The following is a 24,757-nucleotide window of genomic DNA, read 5'->3' as shown; positions in this document are numbered from 1 at the left end:
ATACTATTAAGCTTTTCTAGTTTTCATTTCCACTTTTGCTTTTTCCATTTCTTCACGAGCTTTCTTCATTTCTTCACGTGCTTTTAGCATTTCCTCACGAGCCTTTAGCATTTCTTCTCTTGCTTTTTGCATTTCAATATTGCGATCTTCTTTACTCCATTCCATTTTCTCTCTCATTTTTTCCATTTCAGGACGCATTTTTTCCATGTGCTCTTTCATTTTTTTCATATTAATTCTTGAGCTTTCCATGGCTTCACTTTTTATTTTTTCGATATCCTCAGGACTAAAACGCATCATTTCTTCGTCATTAAACTTGAATATAAATGGACCATTGTCTCCAGATTTAAATTCAAATTTACCATTAAAATCTTTGTCCATTTTTTCTAGATCAGCGTATGGGATATCTAGTTTTTCACCATTAATGATAACTTCTGGTTTACCGTTTTTACCATCTTTTCTAATCACAATTCTTCTTTCTATTGATTTGCTATCATGATCATCGTCAGAAAAACTCCATGCAAATGATTTCTCTAAATTTTCGTCAATTTCTTTTTCGATTTTTCTTTCTAATTCTTCTTCGTCAAAATCTTTACTTACTTCAGCCAGACGTTTAATTCTTTGAGGTCTTCTTAGTTCCATTTTAGGTTTTCCAAAACCAATTCTATTTTTGCCCTCATCACTAGACTCTTTGTAAAAATGAATAGGTTCGATAGGGGTATCACTTTGAGATTGCATAGAACCATTGTTTCCATTTTTATCTTTGTATTCTACTTTTATCCCTGTGATTTCACCTTGCGAGTTTCTTTTAACTTTAGATACTTTTAAATTTACATCGTGCTCGTTTTTAAGCATCTCAGCATCTTTTTTAATATCGTTATCAGATGTATTTTTATCTATAACAATAGATACAACTTTTTTGTTTTCTTGTTTTTCTACAATTTTTCTTTCACGTTCTTGTGCGATTACTTTTACTTGGAATACAATAAAAAAGGCTACAAGAGCTGGAATTACTACTGAGTATTTCCAAGAATTTCTTTTGTGGGATTGATTTTTGTTTAACATGACTATTCGATTTTTGATTAATGATTGATAAAAATGATTTGTAATAGCTAAGCAATTTTGATTACTAACTACTTTTAAGAGTGCTCTTTGATATATTTTTTTGTCTTCTATTTGTTGACAAGCTTTATTGTCTGCTATATATTCTAGGTTTTGAAGCATTGCTTTTTTATAAAGCCACATAAATGGATTGAACCAAAATAAAATGCAAAATAATTTTGCAATGAGAACATCTATGGAATGTTTTTCTTGACTGTGTACTTTTTCGTGCAGAAGTATACTTCTAAGTTCTTCGTTAGTATAATAATTTGAATTAAAAACGATGTAGCTAAAAAATGAAAATGGAGCAATGTCTTCATTTAAATCTACTAGTGAGAATTTATCTCTTTTAATTACTTCTTTGTTTCGAAGTAATTTGACTAATGAAATTAAATTGGTTACTACTTTTGCCAATAAAAAGGCTGATATAAGTATATAAGAACTTATTATTATTTGATCCCAGTCAATTGTAAATGATTCATTTGCTTTGCTAACAGGAACATTAGCATATTGTATTAAATCATTTATTGAGAATTCAGGTTTTTCTACCCAAATAGTTTTCTTGATGAAAAATAAAGGCAATACTGCAGACGTAAATAAACCTGCCAGTAAAAACCATCTATTTGTGTTAAAAAATGTTTCTTTTCTAAGAAGGAAATGATACGCTAAAAAATACACTGTAATCAATGCATTTGCCTTTAAAAAGTATATGAAAATGTTTTCCATACTATTCCTTTTTTTCGATTATTTCTAGAATTTCACGGAGTTCTTTTGCTGAAATTTTTTCTTCTTCAGCAAAAAAAGAAACTAAATTTTTATATGAACTATTAAAGTAATTTTCGATGGCATTTTTCATAAAACGCTTTCTATAATCTTCAATAGTCACAATAGGGTAATACTGATGTGTGTTTCCAAAAGCATTATGACCTACATAACCTTTGTCCTCAAGATTTCGTATAATAGTAGAAAGGGTATTGTAGTGTGGAGTTTCCTCGGTAATTTCTGCCATAACTTCTTTTACAAAAGCTTTTTTAAGCTTCCATAAAATTTGCATGATTTCCTCTTCCTTATTCGTTAACTTTTGCATGACTTATTTTTTAATAAATCAAACTTATAACTATTTTTTTAGTTAACAAACTAATTTTATAGTTATTTAACTAAAATTTAAGTTAATTTTAAGATGCAGAATGTGTATTTTGTTGATTTACAGATGATTTTTTTCTTTTTCAACAAGTTTTAAAACCCAAATTCCAAGAAGTATTGACATGATTCCTAAAAACCCCATGAATACCCAGTTTGTTTGGTATCCAAATTTTGAAATTATTTCCATACCAATTTTGGCTGAAGAAATATGAGCCAAACTATAACTCATAGTAAATATAGCCATATATCTTCCTTCATGTCCTTTAGGTGCTCTACTCATGGCAAATGAATTTGAAAATGGAAAGGCAAACATTTCTCCAAATGTCATGAAAAGCATCATGATAACAAGAATACCACTCCACATATTAATAAGCATTAAAAACATGCTTATGGTCATGGCTAAGGCTCCAAAAGTTACTACTTTGACTTTATCAATGTTTTTTCGTTCAACAATACTAACAATTGGCATTTCAAGAACAAAAATTAATAATCCGTTCATCATTAATAAAAGTCCAGTTTGAAATTCTGTAAGGTTGAATTGCTCTTTATGATATAATGGAATAGTGGTAAACAATTGGAAGAATAAAATTCCTGTGATTGTACAGCAAGCTAGAAATACCCAGAATGGTTTGTCTTTAAAAACCGAATGTGTGAGTACTTCGCCAGGATGTTCCTTATCTGTATATTTTGATTTCTTCTTCTCTTTAACTGTTAGCCAAAATATTAAAATGGCAATTATACAAGTTGCTCCATCAACCCAAAATAGTCCTTTGTAACCAATATTCATGATTATTAATCCTCCCATTGCTGGTCCAGCGGCAAAGCCTAAGTTTATAGCTAATCGAACTAATGTCAAGGCTCTAGTTCGGTTTTCTTTTTTTGCATAAGCGCCAAGAGAGACAAACATCGCTGGTCTAAACATGTCAGCAATAACCATAATTAGAAACATGCTTAAACATAGACCGGTAAAACTGGTAATAAACTGAAGTATAAAAAAAGCGATTCCACTAAAAAATAAACTAAAAATCATGATTTTATAAAAGCCAATCTTGTCAGAAAGTTTTCCGCCTAACCAAGAACCTATCATAGAACCTGTCCCAAAACAAACCATAATCCATCCTACTTGTGAATAGGAAAAATGTAAATCTTCTTTTAAATATTTAGATAGGAATGGTAAAACCATTGTTCCAGCTCTGTTGATGAAAGTGATAAGTGTTAAAATCCATATTTCTCTTGAGAAACCTTTGAAATTATCGAAGTAACGATTGATGGCGTTTTGAAGCATTTGTAGGAGTAAAGCTCAAATTTACGAAAATAAGATGTTGCTGCTTCTTTGGTTTTGAAGTATTTTTGTTAAAATTTGTATAATGAAAAAGTATTCATATTTATTGTTTTTTATCTTCTCAATTAGCTTAAATGCTCAGAAAAAGCTTGAAACTTCTTTAGAGTATCAGCAAAACTTGAATAAAGAATTTGCAGATAGCACCTCGTCTCCTTTAGCGGCTGAAGATTTAAAAGTTTTTAAAGCACTTGATTTTTATCCTATTGATGAAAAGTATATAGTTGAAGCGAAGTTTATTAGAGCTAAACGTGAAAAAGTTTTCGAAATGAAAACAACTACTACTAGATTGCCAAAATATAAAAAGTATGGTGAATTGCATTTTATTTTAGAAGGAAAGTCTTTTAAGCTTAACGTTTACCAAAACTTGGATTTAATTAAAAAGCCAGGATTTAAAGACTATCTATTTTTACCTTTTACAGATTTAACTTGTGGAAAAGAAAGTTATATAGGAGGAAGATATTTAGACGCTCGAATTCCTAAAAAAGATGTAATGATTATAGATTTTAACAAAGCATACAATCCTTATTGTGCTTACAATCATAAGTATTCTTGTCCGCTCGTTCCGTTAGAAAATGATTTGGATATCGAAATCAAAGCGGGAGTTAAAAAATTTCATGACTAATGCTTTATAATCTTCATACACATAAAAAAACCGAGCTTTCAAATGTTTTAGAAGTTGTCAATCAATATCCTAATGAATTTGATGGCAAGTTACCTTATTATTCTATTGGAATCCATCCTTGGTATATAAATTTAGATAATCTTGAGGATGAATTAAATATAATAGAAGATAAACTACAGCTTAAAAATTGTTTAGCACTTGGTGAAAGTGGATTAGACAAGCGAATTGAAATCCCAATGGATATTCAACTCCAAGTTTTTGAAAAACAACTAGTATTTGCAAAAAAGCATAAAAAACCTGTAATTTTGCACTGTGTTTCTGCGTATCAAGAAGTGATTGAAGTTAAAAAGCGTATGCAAATTGAAACTCCTATGATTATTCACGGATTTTCAAAAAACTGGCAAGTTGCTAAATCACTTTTAGATAATGGATTTTATCTTTCTTTTGGGAAATATTTGTTAAGAAACTCTGAGCTTTCAGAAGTTTTTGAACAAGTACCAAATGATAGATTTTTTCTGGAGACAGATAGAGTAGAAGAATCAATAATTGAAGTGTATCAAAAAGCTTCAGATATTAAGAAAATAAGTATAGAGAAACAGGTTGAAGAAAATTTTAAAACAGTTTTCGGTTTATCACCCGAAATTTAAAAATTAGTGAAATGGCAGTTTGGCAAGAAAGAGCAGAATTATTATTTAAAACAGAAGGATTAGAAAAACTTAGAAATGCTAACGTACTTGTTGTTGGTATGGGGGGGGTTGGTTCTTTTGCAGCAGAGTTTGTAGCTCGTGCAGGAGTTGGAAAAATGACTATTGTTGATGGGGATGTTGTAGATATTACCAATATAAACAGACAATTGCCTGCATTACATTCAACAGTTGGTTTGCCAAAAGTACAATTAATGGCTGCTAGATTATTAGATATTAATCCTGAATTAGAACTTACAGTTGTTCAAGAGTTTCTATCGCCAGAAAGAGCTAATGAAATTGTTACTGATGAATATGATTATGTTATGGATTGTATTGATAGTGTAACACCAAAATTAAATTTGATTCTTGCTGCTAAAAGAAAGAAAATAAAAATTATTAGTAACATGGGTGCTGGCGGAAAGTTTGAAGCCAGTAAAGTATGTGTAAAAGATATTAGTAAAACAGATTATTGTCCGTTAGCAAAACAAGTTCGTAGAAGACTAAAATCGGAAGGAATTTCGAGTGGTGTCAAAGTGGTTTACTCGTTTGAAAGACCAGATTACAGTAGTGTAAAAATGACTGATGGTTCAAACTTCAAAAAATCATTCTATGGAACCAATAGCTGGATGCCAGCTTTATTTGGTCTTCATGCTGCAGAAACAGTTGTAAAATATTTACTTAAAAAATAAGCACAAAAAAACCGAGATTAATCTCGGTTTTTTATTATTACTTCACTTGATTTTTATTTGAATTAAGGATGTCTTTTACAATCGCTTTTGTAATCGAATCTTGATTGATTTTAGGTGCTTTTTTTATTGGGGCTTTCTTTATAGGCCTAACTGGGACATAAATTTCTGTTACCCATGTAGAAGCAGATTTTTCTGTAGTACTATTTTTAGGAATAAACTCAATGACTTTATAAGTTGGGCTTTGCTCTAATTTATTTTTCTTTATGAAATCATTTATTTGTGTATAAGCCTCTTTTTTGTTAACGTAGTTACCTGTAAATATTGCTTTTATTGCTCCAAAAGGATTAGATTGACCATTAAAAATGTCACTTTCTGAAGTTGTGTAAACTTTTTTCTCTGTTGGCAAAGCTACAGAAAAGGTTATAATGTCATTTAAAGTATCTTTTTTATGATAAATTATAAAGGGGGAATTTTTTACAGGTGTATTGGCTGATAAAAGTAATTGTTTAAGTTTTGGTAGTTGAATTTTAATTTGTTTAGCTAAATCTTCTGTTTTGCAAGCAATAGGGCGCTGCACATAAAATAAAGTGTCAAGTCTTACAAATCCTTCAAACTTTACATTAAAACTTTTTAGTTCTCGGGTTAGAATAGTATTGATTGTATTTAAACCTTCGTCAAATTTATCGTCAAAATTATTTTTTGTTCCTTTGCCAATAATGCTTAAGAATTTATCTCTAAAACTCAAACTTCCTTGAGTTGACCATTCTAAAAGAGTTTTTTTAGATAGTGTGTCTTTAATATTTAAAGTAAGATTGTTTTCTACTTCGTTTAAAAAAATTCTTTGAGTAACCGTTACATCATCAGAGTTTTCGAAATCGATTAGTTTTAAGTTTTCATCTTTCCAAGGGTTTATTGAGTCCCAGTTTTTTCGATCAGAAACATATTTATAAACTGTTTCTTTAGGTAAATCAATAATTTTGGATCTTTTTACAGAATATTTTCCATCTTTAGTAGCCACAAAAACTGAAATGGTACCAGCCATTAAAAGTAAAAGTAAAACTAAATATTTTGCAATTTTCATGAGTTAAATAGTAGGTAAGTCTTGGTCGAGTAAAAATAAAAAAAAATGTTAAAAAAATATAATTTTCTTTACTCTTTTAACAACGACTTAATTACAAATAGTACACCAATAAAAAGAAGGAAAGCTATTAATATCCACAAACTTCCTTTGTAGTAGTGTTTGTGCAATTTTAAATCCTTTCGATAGGTAAAAATCATTACACAAACAAAAGCGATAAAGAAAAGAACGGCAAATATAAGTTGACCTTTACTGAACATAATTTTTTTCTGTAAAAATAAGTAATTGTGGATTCATATTGCTATTTTGCAACCCAAATAAATAGATATAAAATGCAAAAACAACTTAACGCAGTAAAAGAGTTTCATACATCTTTTGGATTAGGTGTAAAAGAAGCACCGACAGGTGATTTGGGAGAAAACAAAAACCTTCTTCGTTTTAATTTAATGAAAGAAGAAAATGAAGAATATCTTGAAGCAGTTCAAAATAATGATATAGTAGAAATTGCAGATGCATTAGGAGACATGCTTTACATTTTATGTGGTACTATTCTTGAACATGGATTGCAACATAAAATAGAAGAGGTTTTTGATGAGATTCAAAGAAGTAATATGAGTAAGCTTGGTGAAGATGGAAAGCCAATTTATCGTGAAGATGGAAAAGTAATGAAAGGACCAAATTACTTCAAACCTAACTTTGAAGAAATTCTGGGATAAAATCTAGTTTATAAAAAAAAGGCGATTTAATTAAAAATCGCCTTTTTTTATAAGTATCAAATTAAATTTTAACTGTCCAACCAAAAGTGTCTTCAGCTAATTTGTATTGAATGTTAGTTAATTTTTCTTTTAAATCAGTAGCATATGATTTCTCTAATTTCGGCAATTCAAAATACTCATCTTTATATTGAAATCCTACAATTGGGTTAACCACAGCAGCTGTACCAGCGCCAAAAATTTCTTTTAAACTGCCATTTTTTGCTGCTTCTACTAGTTCATCTACTAATACAGGACGAACATCTACATTAATGCCTTCACGTTTTGCTAAGTCAATTAAACTTTTACGTGTTATACCATCTAATATTCTATCACTAGTAGGTGCTGTATATAAGGTGTCGTTAATTCTAAAGAAAACATTCATTGTACCACATTCTTCAAGCTTTGTGTGAGTTGCATCATCTGTCCAAATGATTTGTTGAAAACCTGCATTATGAGCCAATTGAGTAGGGTAGAACTGCCCAGAATAATTCCCTGCAGCTTTTGCAGCACCAATACCACCATTTGCGGCACGGCTGTAATAATCTGCAATGAGTACTTTTACATCACCAGAATAGTATGCTTTTGCAGGTGATAAAATGATACAAAAACGATATTGAGTTGAAGGTTGCGCAATTACTCCGCTTCCAATCGCTATCATAAAAGGGCGAATGTATAAAGTATTTCCTTTACCGTTTTTAACCCATGCTTCATCTAAACGAATTAGTTCTTTTAAACCATCTATAAATATTGATTCAGGAACTTCTGGCATACACATACGTACAGCCGATTTATTCATTCTTAGATGATTTTCTTCTGGTCTAAATAACCAAACTGAATTGTCTTCAGTTTTATAAGCTTTCATTCCTTCAAAAATGGCTTGACCATAATGAAAAACTTTAGCAGAAGGATCTAGTACAAAAGGTTCGTAAGGCTTAATTACGGGTTTTTCCCAAGCTCCATTTCTGAAATCACAAACTAACATATGATCTGTAAATACACTACCAAAAGTTAGTTTTTCAAAGTCAACTTGGTCAATTTTTGAAGTAGCGGCCTTGATAATGTCAATTTCGCTAGAAGTTTGTAAGCTCATTTACCTAGATTATTTTTTGCTAATTTAATAAATATTAAACCCCATTGTTAAATTATGGTCAATATTTGATCGAGAACATGTTATTTTTTTTAAAGTTTTAAAATATTTTGCCGTTCATTGATGTTTTGTTAATTTTTTTAGATTAATGTTAAAGTTATTATATGTTTTACGCTATTTCTTATAGATTTGCATTAAATAAAAAACTAACTATGATGAAAAAAGTATTTTTACTTGTTGTATTTTCTGTTTTGTTTGCGTCTAATAATATCATGGCTCAATCTAAAAAAGGGACTGCAATTAACACTAATGATTATGCTTTATTTGGGGAAAGATTTACACCTTCTGGGGTGTTAACCGAAAAAGCAATGCTTAAAAAATATAAGACCTTGAAAAAAGGTGATACAGTTGTAATTAAATTCAAATCTAAAATCAAAGAAGTTTGTAAAAAGAAAGGTTGTTGGATGAATATGGATTTGTCAGATAATAATAATTCTTTTGTACGTTTCAAAGATTATGGTTTTTTTGTTCCTCTTAATGCTGATGGAAGTGAAGCAATTGTAAGTGGTAAAGCTTACATCGATGTTGTTTCTGTAGAGGAATTACGTCACTATGCAAAAGATGGGAAAAAGTCACAAGAAGAAATCAATAAAATAACGAAGCCAAAGGTAACTTATGCTTTTCAAGCAACAGGGGTTTTAATTAAAAAATCATAATGAGAGGTTTAATTTTTTTATCCCTAATTCTATTTTTTACTTCTTGTGAAAAAAAGCAGGAAAAATGTGAATTACCCGCTAAAGAAGAAAAAAAGTTTGAAATGTACGAAATGTCAGAAATGGCAATGCTCATGGAGCAAATGTATGTTGATAACGAACGATTAAAGCAAAGAATAATTAATGGTGATACTATTGGTAAGTTTCCACAACACTTTTTAGAAATTCATAAAGCTGTAATGACTGACAAGCAAGAGAATGACAATTTTTTTAAATCACATGCTTTAGCTTTCATTCAATCGCAAAAGATGATTTATGAAGATCCTAAAAATGCTAAAGAACATTTTAATGCAAGCATTGATGAGTGCGTGAAATGTCATGAAGTAAAATGTGGTGGACCTATTGTGAGAATCAAAAAATTATACATTAAATAATTGGAGCGAAAAATTATAAAGACTGAAGATGGTTCTACTACAATTCATTTAGTAGATTGGGGAGAATGTTATCATTCTAAAAATGGAGCCATTCAAGAAGCATACCATGTTTTTATTAACAACGGACTTTCTTTAGTAAAAGAAAAGTCCGTTTCTATTTTAGAGATGGGTTTTGGAACAGGACTTAATGCTTTTGTAACTCTATTGGAATCAGAACAAAATGATTTGACAATAGATTATGTTGGAATTGAAGCTTATCCTATTTCGGATGAAGAGATACAGAGTTTAAATTATGTTGAACAGCTTAATGCTGAAAAATTTAAGGATGAGTTTTCGTTAATGCATAATTCAGAATGGGGCGTTAAAACAAAGATTACAGAAAACTTTACTTTAACTAAACGAAAACGACTTTTTCAAGATATTGATGATCTTAATCAATATGATATTGTTTACTTTGATGCCTTTGGTTATCCATTCCAACCAGAGTTGTGGAGTGAAGCAATTTTTGTAAAAATGTTCAATTCGATTAAAGAAAAAGGGATTTTAGTTACTTACGCAGCACGTGGTGTAATTAAACGGGCAATGCAACATGCAGGATTTCAGGTAAAAAAGGTTCCAGGACCACCAGGTAAGAGAGAAATGTTTATTGCGTTTAAGAATTTTTAAGGAAAATTTAATAGTATTTGCGTGTTTTGTTTTTTAAAATTTAGTAAATTTGAGAATAACAATACCACAAAATTTTTGCTTATGTCAAGACAAATGATTGACTATACAAAATCGATTCTTGAGAGAGTCAGTTTTGATCCAGTTTTGTTTCGTAAAGAATTAGAAAAAGCAGTAAAGTTGCTTTTGCCATACGAAATAGAAGAATTAACTAAATGGTTCTTTAATTTTACTAAAGGTAAACCTGAACTTAGAAAATGTGAAATTTATTTAACGGTATAATAAAAAGGGAGCTCAAAAGCTCCCTTTTTATTTGTTTTATTTCCAAGCTTTGTAAGTAAAGTTTGTGAAATAAAAGTTAAATTTACACTTTATCGATTTTATTTGCTTTTTACCGACAAAAAGCAATAAATTTATATTGAGTTCTAAAGTCAATTGTTTCATTATAAAGCAAAGTGAGTATGCCCCGAATGATTTACGATTACACCAAAAACGTACTTGAAAAAGTTAGCTTTGACATTAAACTTTTTACAAAAGAGTTAAAGAAAGCTGTTAGAAATTTACTTCCTTATGAACTAGAGCATTTAAAAAAATGGTTGCTGTATTTCACAAGTGAAAAACCAGAATTGAAACAATGTATTCACATTGTTGATGTCTAACTTAACATAAAAAAACGTGAACTTAAAAGGAGCTAAAAGCTCCTTTTTTTTATTTCTTGTGCAAAGGACTTATTATTTCTACATTTTGAAATGCAATAGCTCCTCTTAATACTCCAGAAATTACATTTCGTAAAGCATCAATAATATGAATTTTTAATTCGTTTTTTGGAAAAATTAAACTTACTTCTCTTGATGGTTTTGGGTCCGCAAAATGACGCAGTTTTGTTTTCTCTTTCTCATTAAAATTTAAAGTATGCAAATAAGGTAATAGAGTGATGCCTAACCCTTCATCTGAAAGTCTAAGTAGCGTTTCGAAACTTCCGCTTTCAATTTGAAATCTATTCTCTTTCGATTGTGATTTGCTTTTGCAAATATTTAAGATGCCTTCTCTAAAGCAGTGACCGTCTTGTAAAAGTAAAATTTCATCAACATTTAAATCCTCTATCTCAAGTTCTTTTTTGTCAAATTTAGCATGTTCTTCAGGAACATATACCATAAATGGTTCGTAGTATAAAACGACTTCTTTAATTTTTTCTTCTTCAAGTGGTGTAGCAGCAATTGCAGCATCTAAATGACCGTTTTTTAGTTTGGTAATAATTTCAGCAGTATTTAACTCTTCAATAATTAATTTAACTTTTGGATACTTTTTAATGAAATTATTCAAAAACATAGGTAGTAGTGTAGGCATTATCGTTGGGATAATTCCTAAACGAAACTCTCCACCTATATAACCTTTTTGTTGGTCTACAATATCTTGAATTCTATCTGCTTCGTTAACGATGTTTTTAGCTTGAGCTACAATTTTTTGACCTACTTCTGTAAGTTGAATAGGTTTTTTACTTCTATCAAAAATGATAATGTCTAGTTCTTCTTCTACTTTTTGAATTTGCATACTTAAAGTAGGTTGAGTAACAAAACATTTTTCTGCAGCAAGTGTGAAATTTTTGTATTCGGCTACTGCCAAAACATATTGTAGTTGAGTGATTGTCATTTATAGTAAAATTTTATTCAAATATAAAAACAATAAGAAAAACTTATTACATGTTTTTGTCTAAATTTTCGTTAAAAGCCGATGGAAGTAATTGTGGTATGAATTTTATTAAGATAGGTAATAATAAACTTCCGCCAGGAACAAGAAAGATGGTCAGGGATGGAATTGTTTTACAAATGTCAAGTATTTGATTACGAACCTTCTTTTTTTCTTCTAGCGTTAATTTTTCTGAAGCTGATTTGCGTAAAAGAGTTACTAATTCTTTGCTTTGCGAAATTTCTATGAGCAATCTGGTTTTATTTCTTTGTACCAATGTTTGCACATTTGAAGTGGTTTGGTCATAAAAATGCTTCACAGGGTTCGAATAATTGAAATAATGAATGGATGATTTATTTTCAGTCAAAAAGACATTCATATCATTAATGCTTTTCTTTACAAAATCATTTGAAACGTTAAGATGCTTTGCCAATTCAAATAAAAAGCTGCGTTCAGATTTTTCGATTACGCCATCGTTCCACAAAGCCATATTAGCAATATCAATCAAGTAATAACGCTCATAATCGTCTTCTAAATAAGAAAAATCAATATTATCGAGTGAAGTTTCCTTAGCTGATTTTTCGAACTTTGAATAACGAACAGACGATTCGAAGAGTTTTTGCAACAAATCATCATAGTTTGATTTGGTTTCTTTAGTGTTCAGTGCAATAGATACGACACTTACAATAATCTCTTCTATTTTTTTTAAATACTTTTTGGGTAAACTACCTTCTTCAATATATCTTTTAAAAGCCAATACATCAATAAAAAGTAAGGCATTAGTTAGAATATGAGAGAAATTCTTGCTAATGATATTGTCATTGGTTTTTATGCGATTAGCAATAATTTTTTCTAATTTATTTTCAGCAGAATCCGTTGGTAAAAAAATATCTAGTAAACCTGAATTTTTAGGATGTAGTTCTTGGTAAAAAGCAACGCTCTTTTTGATAAACTCCTCAGAATTATTGTCTTTGGTTACAATTTGATAAATACCAAAAAGTGAATTTAAAAGCGCAATTTTAGAAAATTCTTCGGTAGTCCAGCCTTTAGTTTCTACTGGTTTTGAAGTCACAAAATGTGTCGCATAACCAACTAAAAAACCCGTTTCTCTGGTGGCTACATAAAAACTTTCAGAATTATATAAGATGAATTGCTCTTGTGAGTCTTGCTCAAAGAAAAATTTACTTATCCATCCATGTGCCGAAGGATTTATCATGTGGCAAATTAATGTAAAAAAAGAAACTATAACAAATATTATCTAATGTAACCTAGCTAACATTTTAGGGTGGCTAAAGTATTTAAGTTTGTAATCTAAACCTTTAAATTATGAATAAGTATTTGTTAATCTTAGTGGCCTTATTCACTTTATCATGTGAAAAAGAAGGCGAATTGACTCAAAAAGAAAGTAATGTGTCGATTCTTGAAGGAGCTGTTTTGAAATATACTGGAAGTTTTTCGCCAACATCAGGTGTTAATGCTTCAGGAATGGTAAAAGTATATCTAGATAATGGAGTATATAAGTTAGAAATTGAGAATGCTAACGTGTCTTCGGCTCCAGATTTAAAAGTGTATTTGTCTAAATCGGATACGCCAACACAATATGTCAATCTAGGAAATTTTGCAGGTAACGGAAATAGTGTTTATCTAATCCCTTCCGAAACCGTATTAGCAAATTATCCGTATGTGCTTATACATTGTCAGCAATTCAATCATTTGTATGCTGTTGCTCAACTTAATGTAAACTAATAAACTAAAATAAATACTATGCTTAAGAATTTTAAAATTGCAATTTTCCCATTTATGGTTTTCGGTATTCAACAAATTTCGGCCCAGGGTTGTAGTGATGCTGGATTTTGTTCGGTAGGAAACCCTTTTAAAGCCGCTAATACTGAAAAAAAGAACTTAATTGAAATAGGAGGCGTGTATGGAATTGGGGAAGAAGATGTAACTATTTTTTCACCTTATGCCAGTTACACACGTTTGTTTACAGACAAGTTTGCTGTAAATGCAAGGTTAACAGGAACAGTTGCTAATGGTAGTTTTGGAACAAGAAGCAATGTTGGAGATGTTTTTGTTACAGGAAATTATAAATTCAATCCTGATGCAAACAATTTAAAATGGTCAGGGCTTTTGGGTGTAAAAATTCCTTTAACATCAGGGAATGACAAAATCAATAATGTGTCATTGCCTATGCCTTATCAATCTAGTTTGGGAACTTTTGATATTATTGGAGGGTTAGAAGCCAGTGTAAAAAAATGGGATTTTAATATTGCCGCTCAAATTCCTTTAAATGATAATAAAAACTCTTACTTATCATCTTTATCTCCTACAGATAAATTTGATTCAACCAATTTGTTTCACCGTAAATCAGATGTATTGTTTAGATCTACATACAGCATAGTGTTATTAAACGAAAAACTGACGTTAAAGCCTAATGCATTGTTTATATACCATTTAGGAAATGATTCGTATGTAAATCAATTTGGGAACAGAGTTGAAATCGCAAATTCTGATGGATTAACCATCAATGGAAATTTAATAGCTAATTATAAAATTGGTGACAATAGCAGTATAGAAACTTCATTAGCAACTCCTTTTGTAGTTCGTGAGGTTAGACCTGATGGTTTGACAAGAGCTTTTACTTTTGGATTGTCATTTAAACAAGGTTTTTAATATATGAGAAAGCTAAATTATTTACTTCTGCTTATATCATCAACCACTTTTGCCCAAAAAGTTATATCTGAGGTTTCTTTTAAGGAAAATAAGCAACCCTTAGATGTAATTTATTTGCCTAACCAAGACAAAGTGGTAATGACATTAGGTGAAAGGACTTCTAAAGCGTACGGAAATATTATTACTGATGTTTGGGCTTTTGACAAGGATGGTTTTACTCAAAAGTTAGTAGCCAATGAAAAATTAGCCAATTGTGTTTTTTCGCCTATTGAAACTGCTTTTTTGATAGGTAAATTACCAGAAAAGAATGAATTTCCCTCAGAGTATAAATTAATCCTGGATGGAGTGCCTACAAAGTATTTTACTATCAATGAACGTTTTAGATACTTTAATGATATCTACGGATTGGATTTTGTAAACCAAAAAGAAAACACAAAAATAGATTTGAAAAACGATGATGTTTTTCTTAAAGTAATTGACTTATTTGGTAGCAAAGTAGTAAAAAACAAGTTAGAAAAGCCAGATTTAAATAAGTTAGAAAATAAAACGACAGCAACATTTACCGAAGGATTTGATTTTGATGTTCGCATTAATGAAAGTGATCTTAGTTTTATCACTAAATCAATTAATAAGAACTATAAATCGGCGACCATTTACAGAACCGTATATAATCTAGAAGGTTCAAAAACGGGTGATTATTCCTATTTTGTGAGTGAACCCAAGCATTTTTTATTGTTGTCAAACAATGGTAGTGGCGTTGTAGATCCTTCTAATACTAAAAAATTAAGTGAATTAGCCGTTAATAATTACTTGGTAGATAAAAACTCAGGAAATGTTTATGTCTATGGATTATTTGGTAGTGAAGCAAAGGAAATAACAAATTCAACTAACATTCCTTTGGGTTTTTACATTTTTAAATACGATTCAAATGGCAAATTGCTTTGGGAATCACATCAAGAAGTACTTGATCCATTGGGTTTTAATCAAAATCAAGATGTTTCAAAAATCAATTTTTCGATTCGATTAAGAGATAACGAAGTTTTTTGCAGCATTTTTTCAAAAGATCGTAATTACTTAAATACTGTAACGATCAATGACAATGATGGTTTAAAAAAATCTCAGTCTTCATTAAAATTTAAAAAATCTCAAGACAATACTTCAAAAGATTTATTAAAGGTAGATTTACTGGATAATGACTATGCTAATTTTAAGTTTGATAAAGAGTCACTGTATTTGCTTGATAGTTCACAAAATTTCCAGCAGTATATAAAAACTATAGATAAAAATAAATCACTCAATTATAAAACCTATCTATCTAAAAAAGGATATTGGGTTATAGAGTCAGACAATAAAACACAATGCAAGGTGCTTTTTTTCAGTTAGATTTTAGTTTTTTTAAAGGTTTCTTGTTGTGAGGAACCTTTTTATTCTTAATCATTTGTTAAAGCACTTTAGACATGTCATCTAGCTTACAAATTCAGTTTTGAAAGAGATATAAATTAGTACTATAATTTAAAATAGAAGAAAATATGTTAGTTAAGTTTTTAAAAATCAGTTGCTTTATTTTTCTATTGGGATTGATGCTTCCGTTGCAAGCTCAAAATAATGCAAAGCACAAGTATTACTCTCATACAGACGAAAAAAAGCTTCATTTATCAGACGCAGAATGGAAATCAATTTTGCCCGAAGATTTATACTTAGTGTCTAGAAAGGCACAAACTGAAGCTGCTTTTACAGGGAAGTATTGGAATTATACAGGCGAAGGAACCTATTATTGTGCCGCTTGCGGATACACCCTTTTTCGTTCTGATGCTAAGTTTGCAAGCTCGTGCGGATGGCCAAGTTTTTTTGAGCAAGAAAACAAAAAAAGTATTGTGTTTAAAGATGACAAATCCCACGGAATGGATAGAGTAGAAGCTTTATGTGGCAGATGTGGCGGACATTTAGGGCATTTGTTTGACGATGGTCCAGAGCCCACAGGAAAACGGTATTGTATGAATTCGGTTTCGTTAGATTTTGAACCCGACATGAAACCAAAAAAGAAATAAGATGAAAAAGTTATTGTATTTAATAGCATTGCTTCCAGCTGTTTTGTTTGCACAACAAGCAAAACCAAAAACGGAAACGATTACTTTGGGCGGAGGCTGTTTTTGGTGTATCGAAGCGGTTTTTGATGGTCTTGACGGAGTGATTTCTGCGGAGTCTGGATATTCTGGTGGAAGCATTAAAAACCCTACATACGATGAGGTTTCTACTGGAACTACTGGTTTTGCCGAAGCGGTTCAGATAAAGTATGATCCTAGTAAAACGAATCTAGACGAAATTTTTAAAGTGTTTTTTACGGTTCACGACCCAACACAACTCAACAGACAAGGAGCCGACAAAGGTTCTCAATACCGATCGGTTATTTTTTATGCTAATGAAAATCAAAAAAAAATAGCAAAGGATATTATTACCAAACTAAATAATTCTGGGGCTTACGACTCTAAAATTGTGACTACGCTAGAACCTTACAAAGGATTTACCAAAGCAGAAAGTTACCATCAAAATTACTATGAAAATAACAAGTCTAAAAGTTATTGCCAATACGTGATACAACCCAAATTAGAAAAATTTGAGAAAGTATTTAAGGATAGGTTAAAAAAGAAAAAGTAGGTTAAAATAGATTTGTTAAGTTGGAAAACCAATCTCTGTCATGGAGATTGGTTTTTTTATGGATTTAATTTTAATTGAAAACCTCCCATAATTTAGGATAAGTTTTTGGTAAATCTTCTTCTCTCCAATCAGTTCCTTTTGTTGGAGGTGCTCCAAAATCATAATCTAAACCTTTTTCTATACAAACAGTTCTTGGAAAAGTTTCATCTTCCTCTTTTTTGCTAGTTTTTTTTTGATATGCCGAAGTTGCAACATACATTAATCCTTCAAAATATGTTTCTTCATCTTGATTTATATTTTCAGCTAAAAACTCTGGATTTTTTAGTGTTTCTGTATATATCTTTTCCCCTTTTCCAATTAACCAGCAACGGAAGTATAAATAACTATCATCAGAAACATAGCCTTCAATAACTTTCTGTGCTGCCATTATTTTAAAATCATCAGCTTCGATAACTAATTCCCTAAAAATTTTTTCAAATTCAATAATTTGCTCTGCATTATAGGTGACTAATTTTTCAACGATTGCTTCTTCCTGTAATAATTTATTGTTATTTGATTTTGCAATAGAATATTCTATCAATTTCCAAAATTCAGTTTTATCCATTCTATCACTTTTTATAAACTCTTTTAATTCGATTTTGTTTATCTTTTTAACATCATTTTTTGTTTTACCACATGAGATAATTGTTAATAATACTAGTGATATAAAAATTTTTTTATGTCTCATTCTTTTTAGGTTAATAGTACTTTTATTCTGCTACCGTTATAAAAAACAAAACTACAACTTTTAACAATTGTAGTTAGTGTTCTTAGTATACAAGGATAATAAATCTGCGTTAATGTTACCTTGGAAAACCAATCTCTGTCATGGAGATTGGTTTTTTTTTTGATTTTTTTAAATGATAGGAATGCAAAAATCCACACTCATTTTACCTTCAGGATGTTCCTTGTAATTAGTATGGTAAATTTCATAAGGATATGATTTTCTAAATTGATACCCTTTTTCGTTCATCCATAAAAATAAGCCATTCCATGCCTGTTCAAATTCGTTAAGAGTAATAAAATAACTCCCTACAATGTATTTTCCAGAAGGTAGCGTTTCCGGAAAAACATCATCTTCTCTTTTAATAGGTAGCTCAACAAGCATACAAGCATTGATTCTAACTTTATCATGAGGCGTTACTTTTGCACTGTCGTGATAAACAGAAATCATTTTGACATTTTCGCCAGGAAATAATTTTTTTGAAATTCCCCAATTGATTACTTTTTCATACGCTTTTTCTACATTTTGCATACCTATACTCAGTACAGAGGCAAGATTCATTTCTGGCATTTGTTTTACTTCAATTTTTGTGTGTTCCATAATTTTTTGTATTTGTTGAATAGTGCAAATGTATTGTTCAAAAATCACGGTGTTTTGTTCATTATTGCCATTAATTTGTGAAATCTTGCTAAAATGCTCTGGGGCTAATTTTCTAAATTGAGTAGGAGGAATCCCATAGTGTTTTTTAAACACTTTTGTAAAAGTAGAATGGCTGTTAAAACCAATTTCTGCATATATCTCAGTAAGGGACTTGGTTTTGTTTTTAGATAATTGTAATGCTGCTTTTTCGACTTTTTTTCTAATGATAAAATCCTGAATGGTTTCGCCAACAATTACTTTGAATATTCTATGGAAATGAAAAGGAGAGTAGAGTCCTACTTTTGCTATGGTTTCTAACCTAAGATCTTCTTGGAGATTATTTTCAATATAGTCTAAGACTTTTCTAATCCTTTGTATATGCTCTAAATTTTCCAAACTATTTTTTTGACTAAAATAAGTAACCTACTGGATATCCTTTTGTTTATTATTGCTTATTTATAGATAAGAATTGGCGTCGCGGTTAATAATTAGTGTTGATTTAATTCTGTTTTTTTTATATTCAGTATGTAATACATTCCAAAAGGTTTTTTCTCTAGAGTTAGTTCAACATAACAATCATGGTTGCATTTACTGTAATCCAGATAATTAAATGATTTAGTATCATATATTTTATCTCTAAATCTATAAGATAATGATCTATATTTTCCAGTTGACACATTTTCGACTAAACACTTTTCTTTAAAAATATCACCTTGTTTGTGGTTGTAGTAGATAATTGAAACTTTAAAAACAGCTAAAAGAAGTACGCTTAATGGAAAAGCTGTCATTACCAAAGCAATTATAAAATATGCCGCAGATTTAAATTCTTTAATCCAATCTTTTCCTACATATAAATGAAGAGTTATTCCTGATATAATAAATCCAATTAAAAAAAATAATAAGTCAATATAAAAAGGAACATTTATCAAATTTCTTGTATCCATTAGCATAAAGATTAATAGTAGTAACAGAAGAAAGAAGATAAAATTATTTGAAATTTTCATTAATGTTTATGATTCTAGGACATTATTTCTATTATTACCAAACGAAGGATTTGCGCAGGAGCGTGTATAGTTATTTATTTTGAGTTGGGTTAATTTTTAAGTCTAGTATTTCAATGACTTCACAGTCTGCTGAATACAAATTTCCTTCTCTGAAATTTCCTTTTACTCCGATTTTAATTTTATCATAGTGAAGAGGTCGCATTTCATTATTAATAATCCACATTCTTGCAGTGCCTTCATTTGGTACTGATTGATCATTATATGTTAATACGTTTCCTTCGTTGTCTTCAAACTCTGGCCATATCATGTACATTTTATTTTCAGGTTCTCCAACAAATGAAAAGTCACATCGAATTCCTTGATATGGTGGTCCGGTTTTTCTGCCACCATTCTCTGGACTACGAAATTTGTACTTTACTCTGAAGTCAGCTTTATGATTTAGCCCTTTTTCGTAAGGTTTGTGCATTGTCTTCGATTAATTATTTTTAAAAAGGTTTGTAAAAAATAAAACTACAACTTTTTACAATTGTAATTACTATTCTTTTTAGGCACGGATTGCAAATCCGCGCTATCTGGGTTTTCAGTAGGAAAATCCGAAAGTAGCCATTGAAGCAAACCGCTGTTGCCCACAGTATTTTTCAATTTGTTAATGTCATTTCTATTGCTAAAAGTCCAAATTTATTTATGTATTCTTTTGGGTGATTGGTTTTCGTATCAAAAGCCTTAACTTTTTCCCATTTCCCATTTTTATAAGTCCAGCTATTCTCGTCTGTTTCACTCGGTAATAATCCAACTTTAGGTTCGTACATTATTTTTTCTATTCGCTTTTTAGAATCTTTTATTGGAAATGAAGTTTTGAATACATTTTCTGGTATAATTAACCACTCAAAACTAATAAAAACTCCGTTTTTTGGGAACATAATATCTAATTCCGACAAATCCAGCTCGATATTTTCCGTTCCTTTTTTTACAATTCCAATAATGTTTTTATTGTAAATAGGATTTTTTGGTTCTCCATTTTCTCCTATAGAGTAAATTCTAACATTAAATTTTGCATTTTTAATGTTACTGTAAATCCTAAATTTTAATTTATTAAGATAAGGTGTTTTTGAGTAACTTGAGTCAAATGGAAAATATCTTGCTTTTATTTCGGGTTTGTCAAAAGAGGCATAATAATAACCAACATCCAAATCATTAAATTTCCCAATTACGATTTCTTTTTGTTTTTTTGTTGAACTAATTATGACTTCATTCAATTCTGTTATTTTAGGACTTAGAACTATTTTTTCTGAAATTGACGATATTTCAATTCTCTTTTTTTCGTATCCTAAACTTGATAATATTAAAAATTTACCACTAGTAATATCTATTGAAAATTCGCCTTTTTCATTAGAAGTTGTTCCAATGTTTTCATTTTCAATCCAAATATTTACATAAGGTATAACCGATTTCGTTTCACTGTCAATAATTACTGCTCTTAATTGGCAAAAACTAAAATTTGTAATAAATAGGATTATGATTGCAAGTATTTTTTTCATATTGTGGGCAACGTTCCGCGGCTTCGCGACTGTTGCGATGCCAGCGAACTGCGTACTTTCTGCTAAGATAAAATATTTTCGTGAAGAAATAAGTACAATTCAAGAAAAACCAGCAATAGCGCGAAACCGCTGTTGTGTGCTGGGTTTCTTCGTCAGTCTAAGCTTAATTTATTATCAAGCTGTTTTGTAAACAAAGGCAACCTGTCCAAATTCATTTACAGAACTTTGACAGGCTGCCATTTTATAATAATTGTGGTATGTTTATTTAGCCGCTAAAACGTCTATTTTCTCTATAGATGGTGCAGTAGCCAACAATTCAGGTGCATTTTCCATTAACGCCTTTGCAATCTTACCACCAAGATGTGCTTCTCTGCCTTCTTCATCTGAAAAAGTGTCAAAAATGCCAAATGTAGAAGCGTCAATACGGAACGCATACCATGTAATAGTACCCGCTTCTTCATTAGCAAGTGGCAATGCACTTGTAATAAACTCTTCAACATTTTTTTCTTTTCCAGCTTTTGCTTCTAGTCGAACTAATAATCCTAATTTTTTCATGTCTTTTTATTTTTTAATTAAACCAATTTTGTTTTAACAAATTTAGCTCATTTAAGCTTGTGAGGCTTTTGTATTTAGTTCAAAAACTTATGAAAAAAGGTCAAGTTTTCATAATGTTTTTTGGACTGTAACCAAATTCATTTTTAAAGGCTGTGCTAAAATTTGATAAGCTATCATAACCAAAGTCCATATAGATTTCTGATGGTGTCGCTTCATTATTAAGCAATAACTTTTTGGCTTTGTTGAGCCGTTTTAGTTGAAACCATTTTCCTGGAGACTCTTGATATAATTGTATGAATTTTCGCTTAAAAGTAGACAGGCTCATATTGCATAGAAAAGCGACCTCATCAATATTCAAACTCGTGTACAGATTTTTTTCAATAACCATTTTAAAAGAAAATTCTCTTTTGTTGATTAACAAAGAATGTAGATAAACAAAAAAACTTTGCCCATACTTATCAGCCAGATACAGCATAATTTCTTCAAATTTCAATTCCAGAATCTTTTGAGAGATTGTTTGATTCAAGCCATAAATTTGTTGAATAGAATTAATAAAATGGATAATAAAATTGTCTTTTTCCATAAGGAAATAAGGACTACTGGTAGCTGCTTTGTTAAAGTCATTTGGGTTAAATAAATGCCCATATTTCAATAAAAAATCATTAATGTTTTTTTGAGAAAAGAAAAAGAGTAGGCAACTATAACTATTTGCCCCAACAATTTCGGTTGTTAAAAAATTCCCCGACGCAAGGAGCAAGGATTGTGTATGATCTATTGAAACGATGTCATTAGAAAAGTGAATGTCCTTTTGTCCGTCTAACAAAAAACTGAATACATTTTTGTTTAGGTTAATCTTATTTTTGGAAACATGTTTATACACCTCGTAGTTAGCAATTTGCAGGTCTGGTGTCTCTGTGTAGTTACTTTCAAATAAATGTTCGGGAAGATTTGTAATGTCCATAATAGTGTTGTTTTAAAAAACATTTTGGCATTGTAAATATATTAAATTTCTATTTCAAAAATCGTTTGCTCAAGTTTGGATGAAGAGGTCGTTTAGCCTTGCACACAACGTTCCGGCGCTTGGCGAGGTTGCGAGCTTCGGAACCGATTATTATCTGTTAAAGATAAAATTTCTTGCGAAATGTAAACGTGAATTTACTACAAAATTCGCAATCTTGCCAAACGCTTGTTAGTGGCTGGCTTTTATTTAAAAATCATTTATAATTTGGTCAGTACTAATTATTTTAGTCATTAGAATTTCCATATCAGAAGCAGAAAGAGTTTTTTTGAAATTCTGACTTATAAAGTCTAATGTTTTATGAATGTCATTTTCTTCCTTAACTATGATATATGAAATATCTTCAGCGATATCAAACTCAAGTTTAATTTTTCCAACTTCTTTATTGTATTTTTCCTTGTCAGCAATATATATGTCTTGTAAAATAGCTCTTTTATTACCTTTAAGTTCTAGTTTTGTTGGTACATATCTCCATTCTCTTTCATCATAAAACCGATAATTATTAATCTCTTTACCATTAATAATTAAATCGCCATCATAATTTTTAATATGAGAACAAAGTGTAATTAATTCTTGTCTCCAAACCTCGTCGATTTTTGGAGTATTTGGGTTTGTTTTCAATTCTTTTTTGTTCTTGTCAAATCTCATTATTTGTTGCATTAATGTTTCAGATAATGAAGATTCCTTTTCTAAATATAATACTGGATTTAAACCTTTTTTTACAGCCCAATCTTTCTTTAATCCAATTCCATAATGACCGTAAGAGTCAAGATGTTTTTTTACTTCAGAAAGTGGAATGTCACAAAAACAAATCATTGGATACGCATATCTTAGTTTTTTCTGTTTCCAAAAGAAATCTTCCTTGCAATATTTAAGAGAAAAACCATTTTTTAAGATTTGCAATAAATTATCTAAACTTTTCGTATAGTGAATTATTGAATTTGTGCTTATTGCCATTTTAAATTGTTTTTTTGTTTGTCTACCGATTGGTGTTAAGCTTGCCACTAACGTTCCGGCGCTTGGCGAGGTTGCGAAGTTCGGAACCGATTATTTTCTGTTAAAGATAAAATTTCTTGCGAAATGTAAACATGAATTTACTACAAAATTCGCAATCTTGCCAAACGCCTGTTAGTGGCAGGTTATTTTTTTGCTATTATTTGAAATCCATTTGCAATGTTTCCATTCATCGTTTTTACAACTAATGGATTTTCTATTAAAACGTCAAAATCTTTTGTCAAAGTTTTAATCCACTCTTTAGTATGGTGGCGGAAAGTAGCTCCTTCTGGTAGTTTGAAAACTCCAAAATTATTTTTGTCTCCGTTTAAATATTCATATCGTTCAACTTCAACTGAATTTTCTTGTAAGTAGTAATCGCTTATGTATATAATTCCACCTTTTTTAAGTTTAGATAGAAGTAAACTTATTAAACTATTTTGTCCATCATTGGATGGAATACAAGTTAAAACAGCAAAAAGTATAATGCAATCTATAGAATTGTCTTCTAGTTTTAGTTCTGTTGGATTTTCAATATGATAAAGAGCTAAATTGTTTTCTGATATTCCTCTTGAAATTAATTCTTTAGAAGTGTCAAATCCGCAAACATTTTCAAATCCTAAATCGGTTAATTGTTTCACAATTCTTCCATAACCACATCCAAAGTCAACAATTCTACTTTGTTTATTTAAAAAAGCATTTATTAATTCTAAATCTATTGGATGTGTAAAAGTTTTTATTTCTGCAACTTCATCCCAATATTCTTTTTGATTATCTATATTCATTTTATACGATTTTATCTGCGTAATTTTGGGCTTAACTTGCCACTAACGTCCCGCCGGCTTTATAAAGTGGCGGAATTTTATTACTGTTGCTTACAAATATAACTGAAAAGTTAGAAAGAAAAAGATAAAAATTAGCAC

31 protein-coding genes are annotated in these 24,757 nt (G+C 30.3%); 14 read left to right on the top strand and 17 right to left on the bottom strand.

Annotation, left to right across the window (positions count from 1 at the left end; genetic code table 11):
- Positions 1-6: 6 nt before the first annotated feature.
- The 3 genes from BUC09_RS14235 to BUC09_RS14225 all read right to left on the bottom strand — a co-directional run bounded on the left by BUC09_RS14235 (position 7) and on the right by BUC09_RS14225 (position 3,526).
- Complete coding sequence (locus BUC09_RS14235) at positions 7-1,824, bottom strand: M56 family metallopeptidase (RefSeq protein ID WP_073312258.1); 1,818 nt, start codon at positions 1,822-1,824, stop codon at positions 7-9.
- 1 nt (position 1,825) lies between these two features.
- Positions 1,826-2,185, bottom strand: coding sequence for a BlaI/MecI/CopY family transcriptional regulator (locus BUC09_RS14230; protein ID WP_073312257.1), 360 nt, complete (start codon positions 2,183-2,185; stop codon positions 1,826-1,828).
- A 117-nt stretch (positions 2,186-2,302) separates the two neighbouring features.
- On the bottom strand, positions 2,303-3,526 hold the full coding sequence (locus BUC09_RS14225) for an MDR family MFS transporter (RefSeq protein ID WP_073312256.1): 1,224 nt from the start codon (positions 3,524-3,526) through the stop codon (positions 2,303-2,305).
- Positions 3,527-3,608: 82 nt separating this feature from the next.
- Here BUC09_RS14225 and BUC09_RS14220 point away from each other — a divergent pair, with 82 nt between their 5' ends.
- Genes BUC09_RS14220 through BUC09_RS14210 form a run of 3 tightly spaced genes read left to right on the top strand, consistent with a single transcriptional unit; the run spans position 3,609 to position 5,580 of the window.
- Complete coding sequence (locus BUC09_RS14220) at positions 3,609-4,205, top strand: DUF1684 domain-containing protein (RefSeq protein WP_073312255.1); 597 nt, start codon at positions 3,609-3,611, stop codon at positions 4,203-4,205.
- Positions 4,205-4,852: a TatD family hydrolase gene (locus BUC09_RS14215; protein WP_073312254.1), complete on the top strand. Its 648-nt coding sequence runs from the start codon at positions 4,205-4,207 to the stop codon at positions 4,850-4,852. Before BUC09_RS14220 ends, BUC09_RS14215 begins: the two co-directional genes overlap by 1 nt.
- A gap of 11 nt (positions 4,853-4,863) precedes the next feature.
- Complete coding sequence (locus BUC09_RS14210; RefSeq protein WP_073312253.1) at positions 4,864-5,580, top strand: tRNA threonylcarbamoyladenosine dehydratase; 717 nt, start codon at positions 4,864-4,866, stop codon at positions 5,578-5,580.
- Between the two features lie 37 nt (positions 5,581-5,617).
- On the opposite strand, the gene BUC09_RS14205 is transcribed toward BUC09_RS14210, so the two are convergent.
- Together BUC09_RS14205 and BUC09_RS14950 are read right to left on the bottom strand one after the other, a co-directional pair.
- On the bottom strand, positions 5,618-6,661 hold the full coding sequence (locus BUC09_RS14205; protein WP_073312252.1) for an SRPBCC family protein: 1,044 nt from the start codon (positions 6,659-6,661) through the stop codon (positions 5,618-5,620).
- Between the two features lie 68 nt (positions 6,662-6,729).
- Positions 6,730-6,918 carry a hypothetical protein gene (locus tag BUC09_RS14950; protein ID WP_073312251.1) on the bottom strand — a complete coding sequence of 63 codons (189 nt, stop codon included), beginning with the start codon at positions 6,916-6,918 and terminating at the stop codon, positions 6,730-6,732.
- A gap of 72 nt (positions 6,919-6,990) precedes the next feature.
- On the opposite strand from BUC09_RS14950, the gene BUC09_RS14195 reads away from it, so the two are divergent.
- A complete protein-coding gene (locus BUC09_RS14195) occupies positions 6,991-7,374 on the top strand; it encodes a pyrophosphohydrolase domain-containing protein (protein WP_073312250.1) in 384 nt (127 codons plus the stop codon).
- 61 nt (positions 7,375-7,435) lie between these two features.
- On the opposite strand, the gene BUC09_RS14190 is transcribed toward BUC09_RS14195, so the two are convergent.
- A complete protein-coding gene (locus tag BUC09_RS14190) occupies positions 7,436-8,503 on the bottom strand; it encodes a branched-chain amino acid aminotransferase (RefSeq protein WP_073312249.1) in 1,068 nt (355 codons plus the stop codon).
- Positions 8,504-8,712: 209 nt separating this feature from the next.
- On the opposite strand from BUC09_RS14190, the gene BUC09_RS14185 reads away from it, so the two are divergent.
- From BUC09_RS14185 to BUC09_RS14165, 5 genes are all read left to right on the top strand, one after another.
- Complete coding sequence (locus tag BUC09_RS14185; RefSeq protein ID WP_073312283.1) at positions 8,713-9,216, top strand: DUF4920 domain-containing protein; 504 nt, start codon at positions 8,713-8,715, stop codon at positions 9,214-9,216.
- Positions 9,216-9,647, top strand: a complete 432-nt coding sequence (locus BUC09_RS14180; RefSeq protein WP_073312248.1) for a hypothetical protein — start codon at positions 9,216-9,218, stop codon at positions 9,645-9,647. Before BUC09_RS14185 ends, BUC09_RS14180 begins: the two co-directional genes overlap by 1 nt.
- Positions 9,648-10,313 carry a tRNA (5-methylaminomethyl-2-thiouridine)(34)-methyltransferase MnmC2 gene (gene mnmD, locus BUC09_RS14175; protein WP_073312247.1) on the top strand — a complete coding sequence of 222 codons (666 nt, stop codon included), beginning with the start codon at positions 9,648-9,650 and terminating at the stop codon, positions 10,311-10,313.
- Between the two features lie 81 nt (positions 10,314-10,394).
- On the top strand, positions 10,395-10,592 hold the full coding sequence (locus BUC09_RS14170; RefSeq protein ID WP_073312246.1) for a hypothetical protein: 198 nt from the start codon (positions 10,395-10,397) through the stop codon (positions 10,590-10,592).
- A gap of 179 nt (positions 10,593-10,771) precedes the next feature.
- Positions 10,772-10,969, top strand: a complete 198-nt coding sequence (locus BUC09_RS14165) for a hypothetical protein (RefSeq protein ID WP_073312245.1) — start codon at positions 10,772-10,774, stop codon at positions 10,967-10,969.
- A 49-nt stretch (positions 10,970-11,018) separates the two neighbouring features.
- On the opposite strand, the gene BUC09_RS14160 is transcribed toward BUC09_RS14165, so the two are convergent.
- Positions 11,019-11,960 (bottom strand): LysR substrate-binding domain-containing protein, encoded by a 942-nt coding sequence (locus BUC09_RS14160; protein ID WP_073312244.1) that lies wholly within the window; start codon positions 11,958-11,960, stop codon positions 11,019-11,021.
- Positions 11,961-12,006: 46 nt separating this feature from the next.
- On the bottom strand, positions 12,007-13,212 hold the full coding sequence (locus tag BUC09_RS14155; protein WP_073312243.1) for an LETM1-related biofilm-associated protein: 1,206 nt from the start codon (positions 13,210-13,212) through the stop codon (positions 12,007-12,009).
- Positions 13,213-13,322: 110 nt separating this feature from the next.
- On the opposite strand from BUC09_RS14155, the gene BUC09_RS14150 reads away from it, so the two are divergent.
- From BUC09_RS14150 to msrA, 5 genes are all read left to right on the top strand, one after another.
- Positions 13,323-13,742, top strand: coding sequence for a DM13 domain-containing protein (locus BUC09_RS14150; protein ID WP_073312242.1), 420 nt, complete (start codon positions 13,323-13,325; stop codon positions 13,740-13,742).
- Between the two features lie 18 nt (positions 13,743-13,760).
- Positions 13,761-14,669: a hypothetical protein gene (locus BUC09_RS14145; RefSeq protein WP_073312241.1), complete on the top strand. Its 909-nt coding sequence runs from the start codon at positions 13,761-13,763 to the stop codon at positions 14,667-14,669.
- A gap of 3 nt (positions 14,670-14,672) precedes the next feature.
- The gene (locus BUC09_RS14140) at positions 14,673-16,052 is read left to right on the top strand and encodes a hypothetical protein (protein WP_073312240.1); all 1,380 of its coding nucleotides are present in this window, start codon (positions 14,673-14,675) and stop codon (positions 16,050-16,052) included.
- A 197-nt stretch (positions 16,053-16,249) separates the two neighbouring features.
- Positions 16,250-16,717 (top strand): peptide-methionine (R)-S-oxide reductase MsrB, encoded by a 468-nt coding sequence (gene msrB, locus BUC09_RS14135; protein WP_073312239.1) that lies wholly within the window; start codon positions 16,250-16,252, stop codon positions 16,715-16,717.
- A 1-nt stretch (position 16,718) separates the two neighbouring features.
- Positions 16,719-17,324: a peptide-methionine (S)-S-oxide reductase MsrA gene (gene msrA, locus BUC09_RS14130; RefSeq protein WP_073312238.1), complete on the top strand. Its 606-nt coding sequence runs from the start codon at positions 16,719-16,721 to the stop codon at positions 17,322-17,324.
- A gap of 70 nt (positions 17,325-17,394) precedes the next feature.
- On the opposite strand, the gene BUC09_RS14125 is transcribed toward msrA, so the two are convergent.
- The 9 genes from BUC09_RS14125 to BUC09_RS14085 form a co-directional block, all read right to left on the bottom strand.
- Complete coding sequence (locus BUC09_RS14125) at positions 17,395-18,051, bottom strand: DUF4240 domain-containing protein (protein ID WP_073312237.1); 657 nt, start codon at positions 18,049-18,051, stop codon at positions 17,395-17,397.
- A gap of 168 nt (positions 18,052-18,219) precedes the next feature.
- A complete protein-coding gene (locus BUC09_RS14120) occupies positions 18,220-19,122 on the bottom strand; it encodes an AraC family transcriptional regulator (protein ID WP_073312236.1) in 903 nt (300 codons plus the stop codon).
- A gap of 92 nt (positions 19,123-19,214) precedes the next feature.
- On the bottom strand, positions 19,215-19,670 hold the full coding sequence (locus BUC09_RS14115) for a hypothetical protein (protein WP_143161942.1): 456 nt from the start codon (positions 19,668-19,670) through the stop codon (positions 19,215-19,217).
- Positions 19,671-19,800: 130 nt separating this feature from the next.
- Entirely contained in the window at positions 19,801-20,196 is a 396-nt protein-coding gene (locus BUC09_RS14110; RefSeq protein WP_073312234.1) for a hypothetical protein, read from the bottom strand.
- A gap of 172 nt (positions 20,197-20,368) precedes the next feature.
- The gene (locus BUC09_RS14105; protein WP_073312233.1) at positions 20,369-21,268 is read right to left on the bottom strand and encodes a carboxypeptidase-like regulatory domain-containing protein; all 900 of its coding nucleotides are present in this window, start codon (positions 21,266-21,268) and stop codon (positions 20,369-20,371) included.
- Between the two features lie 261 nt (positions 21,269-21,529).
- Positions 21,530-21,823 (bottom strand): putative quinol monooxygenase, encoded by a 294-nt coding sequence (locus BUC09_RS14100; RefSeq protein WP_073312232.1) that lies wholly within the window; start codon positions 21,821-21,823, stop codon positions 21,530-21,532.
- 100 nt (positions 21,824-21,923) lie between these two features.
- Positions 21,924-22,784 (bottom strand): helix-turn-helix domain-containing protein, encoded by an 861-nt coding sequence (locus BUC09_RS14095; RefSeq protein ID WP_073312231.1) that lies wholly within the window; start codon positions 22,782-22,784, stop codon positions 21,924-21,926.
- A 246-nt stretch (positions 22,785-23,030) separates the two neighbouring features.
- Entirely contained in the window at positions 23,031-23,798 is a 768-nt protein-coding gene (locus BUC09_RS14090; RefSeq protein WP_143161941.1) for an abortive infection system antitoxin AbiGi family protein, read from the bottom strand.
- Positions 23,799-23,980: 182 nt separating this feature from the next.
- On the bottom strand, positions 23,981-24,619 hold the full coding sequence (locus tag BUC09_RS14085; protein WP_073312229.1) for a class I SAM-dependent methyltransferase: 639 nt from the start codon (positions 24,617-24,619) through the stop codon (positions 23,981-23,983).
- Between the last annotated feature and the right edge of the window lie 138 nt (positions 24,620-24,757).

It is taken from the genome of Flavobacterium terrae (assembly GCF_900142035.1).
In the GTDB taxonomy this organism is placed as follows: Bacteria; Bacteroidota; Bacteroidia; order Flavobacteriales; family Flavobacteriaceae; genus Flavobacterium; species Flavobacterium terrae.
Note: the sequence above shows the minus strand (reverse complement) of the source record. Positions and strands in the feature narration are given on the sequence as shown.

Coding starts and splice junctions, on each gene's coding strand:
- BUC09_RS14100 (WP_073312232.1), bottom strand. CDS start 21,823: ATGAAAAAATTAGGATTATTAGTTCGACTAGAAGCAAAAGCTGGAAAA.
- BUC09_RS14145 (WP_073312241.1), top strand. CDS start 13,761: ATGCTTAAGAATTTTAAAATTGCAATTTTCCCATTTATGGTTTTCGGT.
- BUC09_RS14085 (WP_073312229.1), bottom strand. CDS start 24,619: ATGAATATAGATAATCAAAAAGAATATTGGGATGAAGTTGCAGAAATA.
- BUC09_RS14140 (WP_073312240.1), top strand. CDS start 14,673: ATGAGAAAGCTAAATTATTTACTTCTGCTTATATCATCAACCACTTTT.
- BUC09_RS14155 (WP_073312243.1), bottom strand. CDS start 13,212: ATGATAAATCCTTCGGCACATGGATGGATAAGTAAATTTTTCTTTGAG.
- BUC09_RS14235 (WP_073312258.1), bottom strand. CDS start 1,824: ATGGAAAACATTTTCATATACTTTTTAAAGGCAAATGCATTGATTACA.
- BUC09_RS14125 (WP_073312237.1), bottom strand. CDS start 18,051: ATGAGACATAAAAAAATTTTTATATCACTAGTATTATTAACAATTATC.
- BUC09_RS14090 (WP_143161941.1), bottom strand. CDS start 23,798: ATGGCAATAAGCACAAATTCAATAATTCACTATACGAAAAGTTTAGAT.
- BUC09_RS14190 (WP_073312249.1), bottom strand. CDS start 8,503: ATGAGCTTACAAACTTCTAGCGAAATTGACATTATCAAGGCCGCTACT.
- BUC09_RS14185 (WP_073312283.1), top strand. CDS start 8,713: ATGATGAAAAAAGTATTTTTACTTGTTGTATTTTCTGTTTTGTTTGCG.
- BUC09_RS14215 (WP_073312254.1), top strand. CDS start 4,205: ATGCTTTATAATCTTCATACACATAAAAAAACCGAGCTTTCAAATGTT.
- BUC09_RS14225 (WP_073312256.1), bottom strand. CDS start 3,526: ATGCTTCAAAACGCCATCAATCGTTACTTCGATAATTTCAAAGGTTTC.
- BUC09_RS14170 (WP_073312246.1), top strand. CDS start 10,395: ATGTCAAGACAAATGATTGACTATACAAAATCGATTCTTGAGAGAGTC.
- BUC09_RS14095 (WP_073312231.1), bottom strand. CDS start 22,784: ATGGACATTACAAATCTTCCCGAACATTTATTTGAAAGTAACTACACA.
- msrA (WP_073312238.1), top strand. CDS start 16,719: ATGAAAAAGTTATTGTATTTAATAGCATTGCTTCCAGCTGTTTTGTTT.
- BUC09_RS14195 (WP_073312250.1), top strand. CDS start 6,991: ATGCAAAAACAACTTAACGCAGTAAAAGAGTTTCATACATCTTTTGGA.
- BUC09_RS14115 (WP_143161942.1), bottom strand. CDS start 19,670: ATGGATACAAGAAATTTGATAAATGTTCCTTTTTATATTGACTTATTA.
- BUC09_RS14150 (WP_073312242.1), top strand. CDS start 13,323: ATGAATAAGTATTTGTTAATCTTAGTGGCCTTATTCACTTTATCATGT.
- msrB (WP_073312239.1), top strand. CDS start 16,250: ATGCTTCCGTTGCAAGCTCAAAATAATGCAAAGCACAAGTATTACTCT.
- BUC09_RS14165 (WP_073312245.1), top strand. CDS start 10,772: ATGCCCCGAATGATTTACGATTACACCAAAAACGTACTTGAAAAAGTT.
- BUC09_RS14160 (WP_073312244.1), bottom strand. CDS start 11,960: ATGACAATCACTCAACTACAATATGTTTTGGCAGTAGCCGAATACAAA.
- BUC09_RS14230 (WP_073312257.1), bottom strand. CDS start 2,185: ATGCAAAAGTTAACGAATAAGGAAGAGGAAATCATGCAAATTTTATGG.
- BUC09_RS14110 (WP_073312234.1), bottom strand. CDS start 20,196: ATGCACAAACCTTACGAAAAAGGGCTAAATCATAAAGCTGACTTCAGA.
- BUC09_RS14220 (WP_073312255.1), top strand. CDS start 3,609: ATGAAAAAGTATTCATATTTATTGTTTTTTATCTTCTCAATTAGCTTA.
- BUC09_RS14210 (WP_073312253.1), top strand. CDS start 4,864: ATGGCAGTTTGGCAAGAAAGAGCAGAATTATTATTTAAAACAGAAGGA.
- BUC09_RS14205 (WP_073312252.1), bottom strand. CDS start 6,661: ATGAAAATTGCAAAATATTTAGTTTTACTTTTACTTTTAATGGCTGGT.
- BUC09_RS14105 (WP_073312233.1), bottom strand. CDS start 21,268: ATGAAAAAAATACTTGCAATCATAATCCTATTTATTACAAATTTTAGT.
- BUC09_RS14950 (WP_073312251.1), bottom strand. CDS start 6,918: ATGTTCAGTAAAGGTCAACTTATATTTGCCGTTCTTTTCTTTATCGCT.
- BUC09_RS14180 (WP_073312248.1), top strand. CDS start 9,216: ATGAGAGGTTTAATTTTTTTATCCCTAATTCTATTTTTTACTTCTTGT.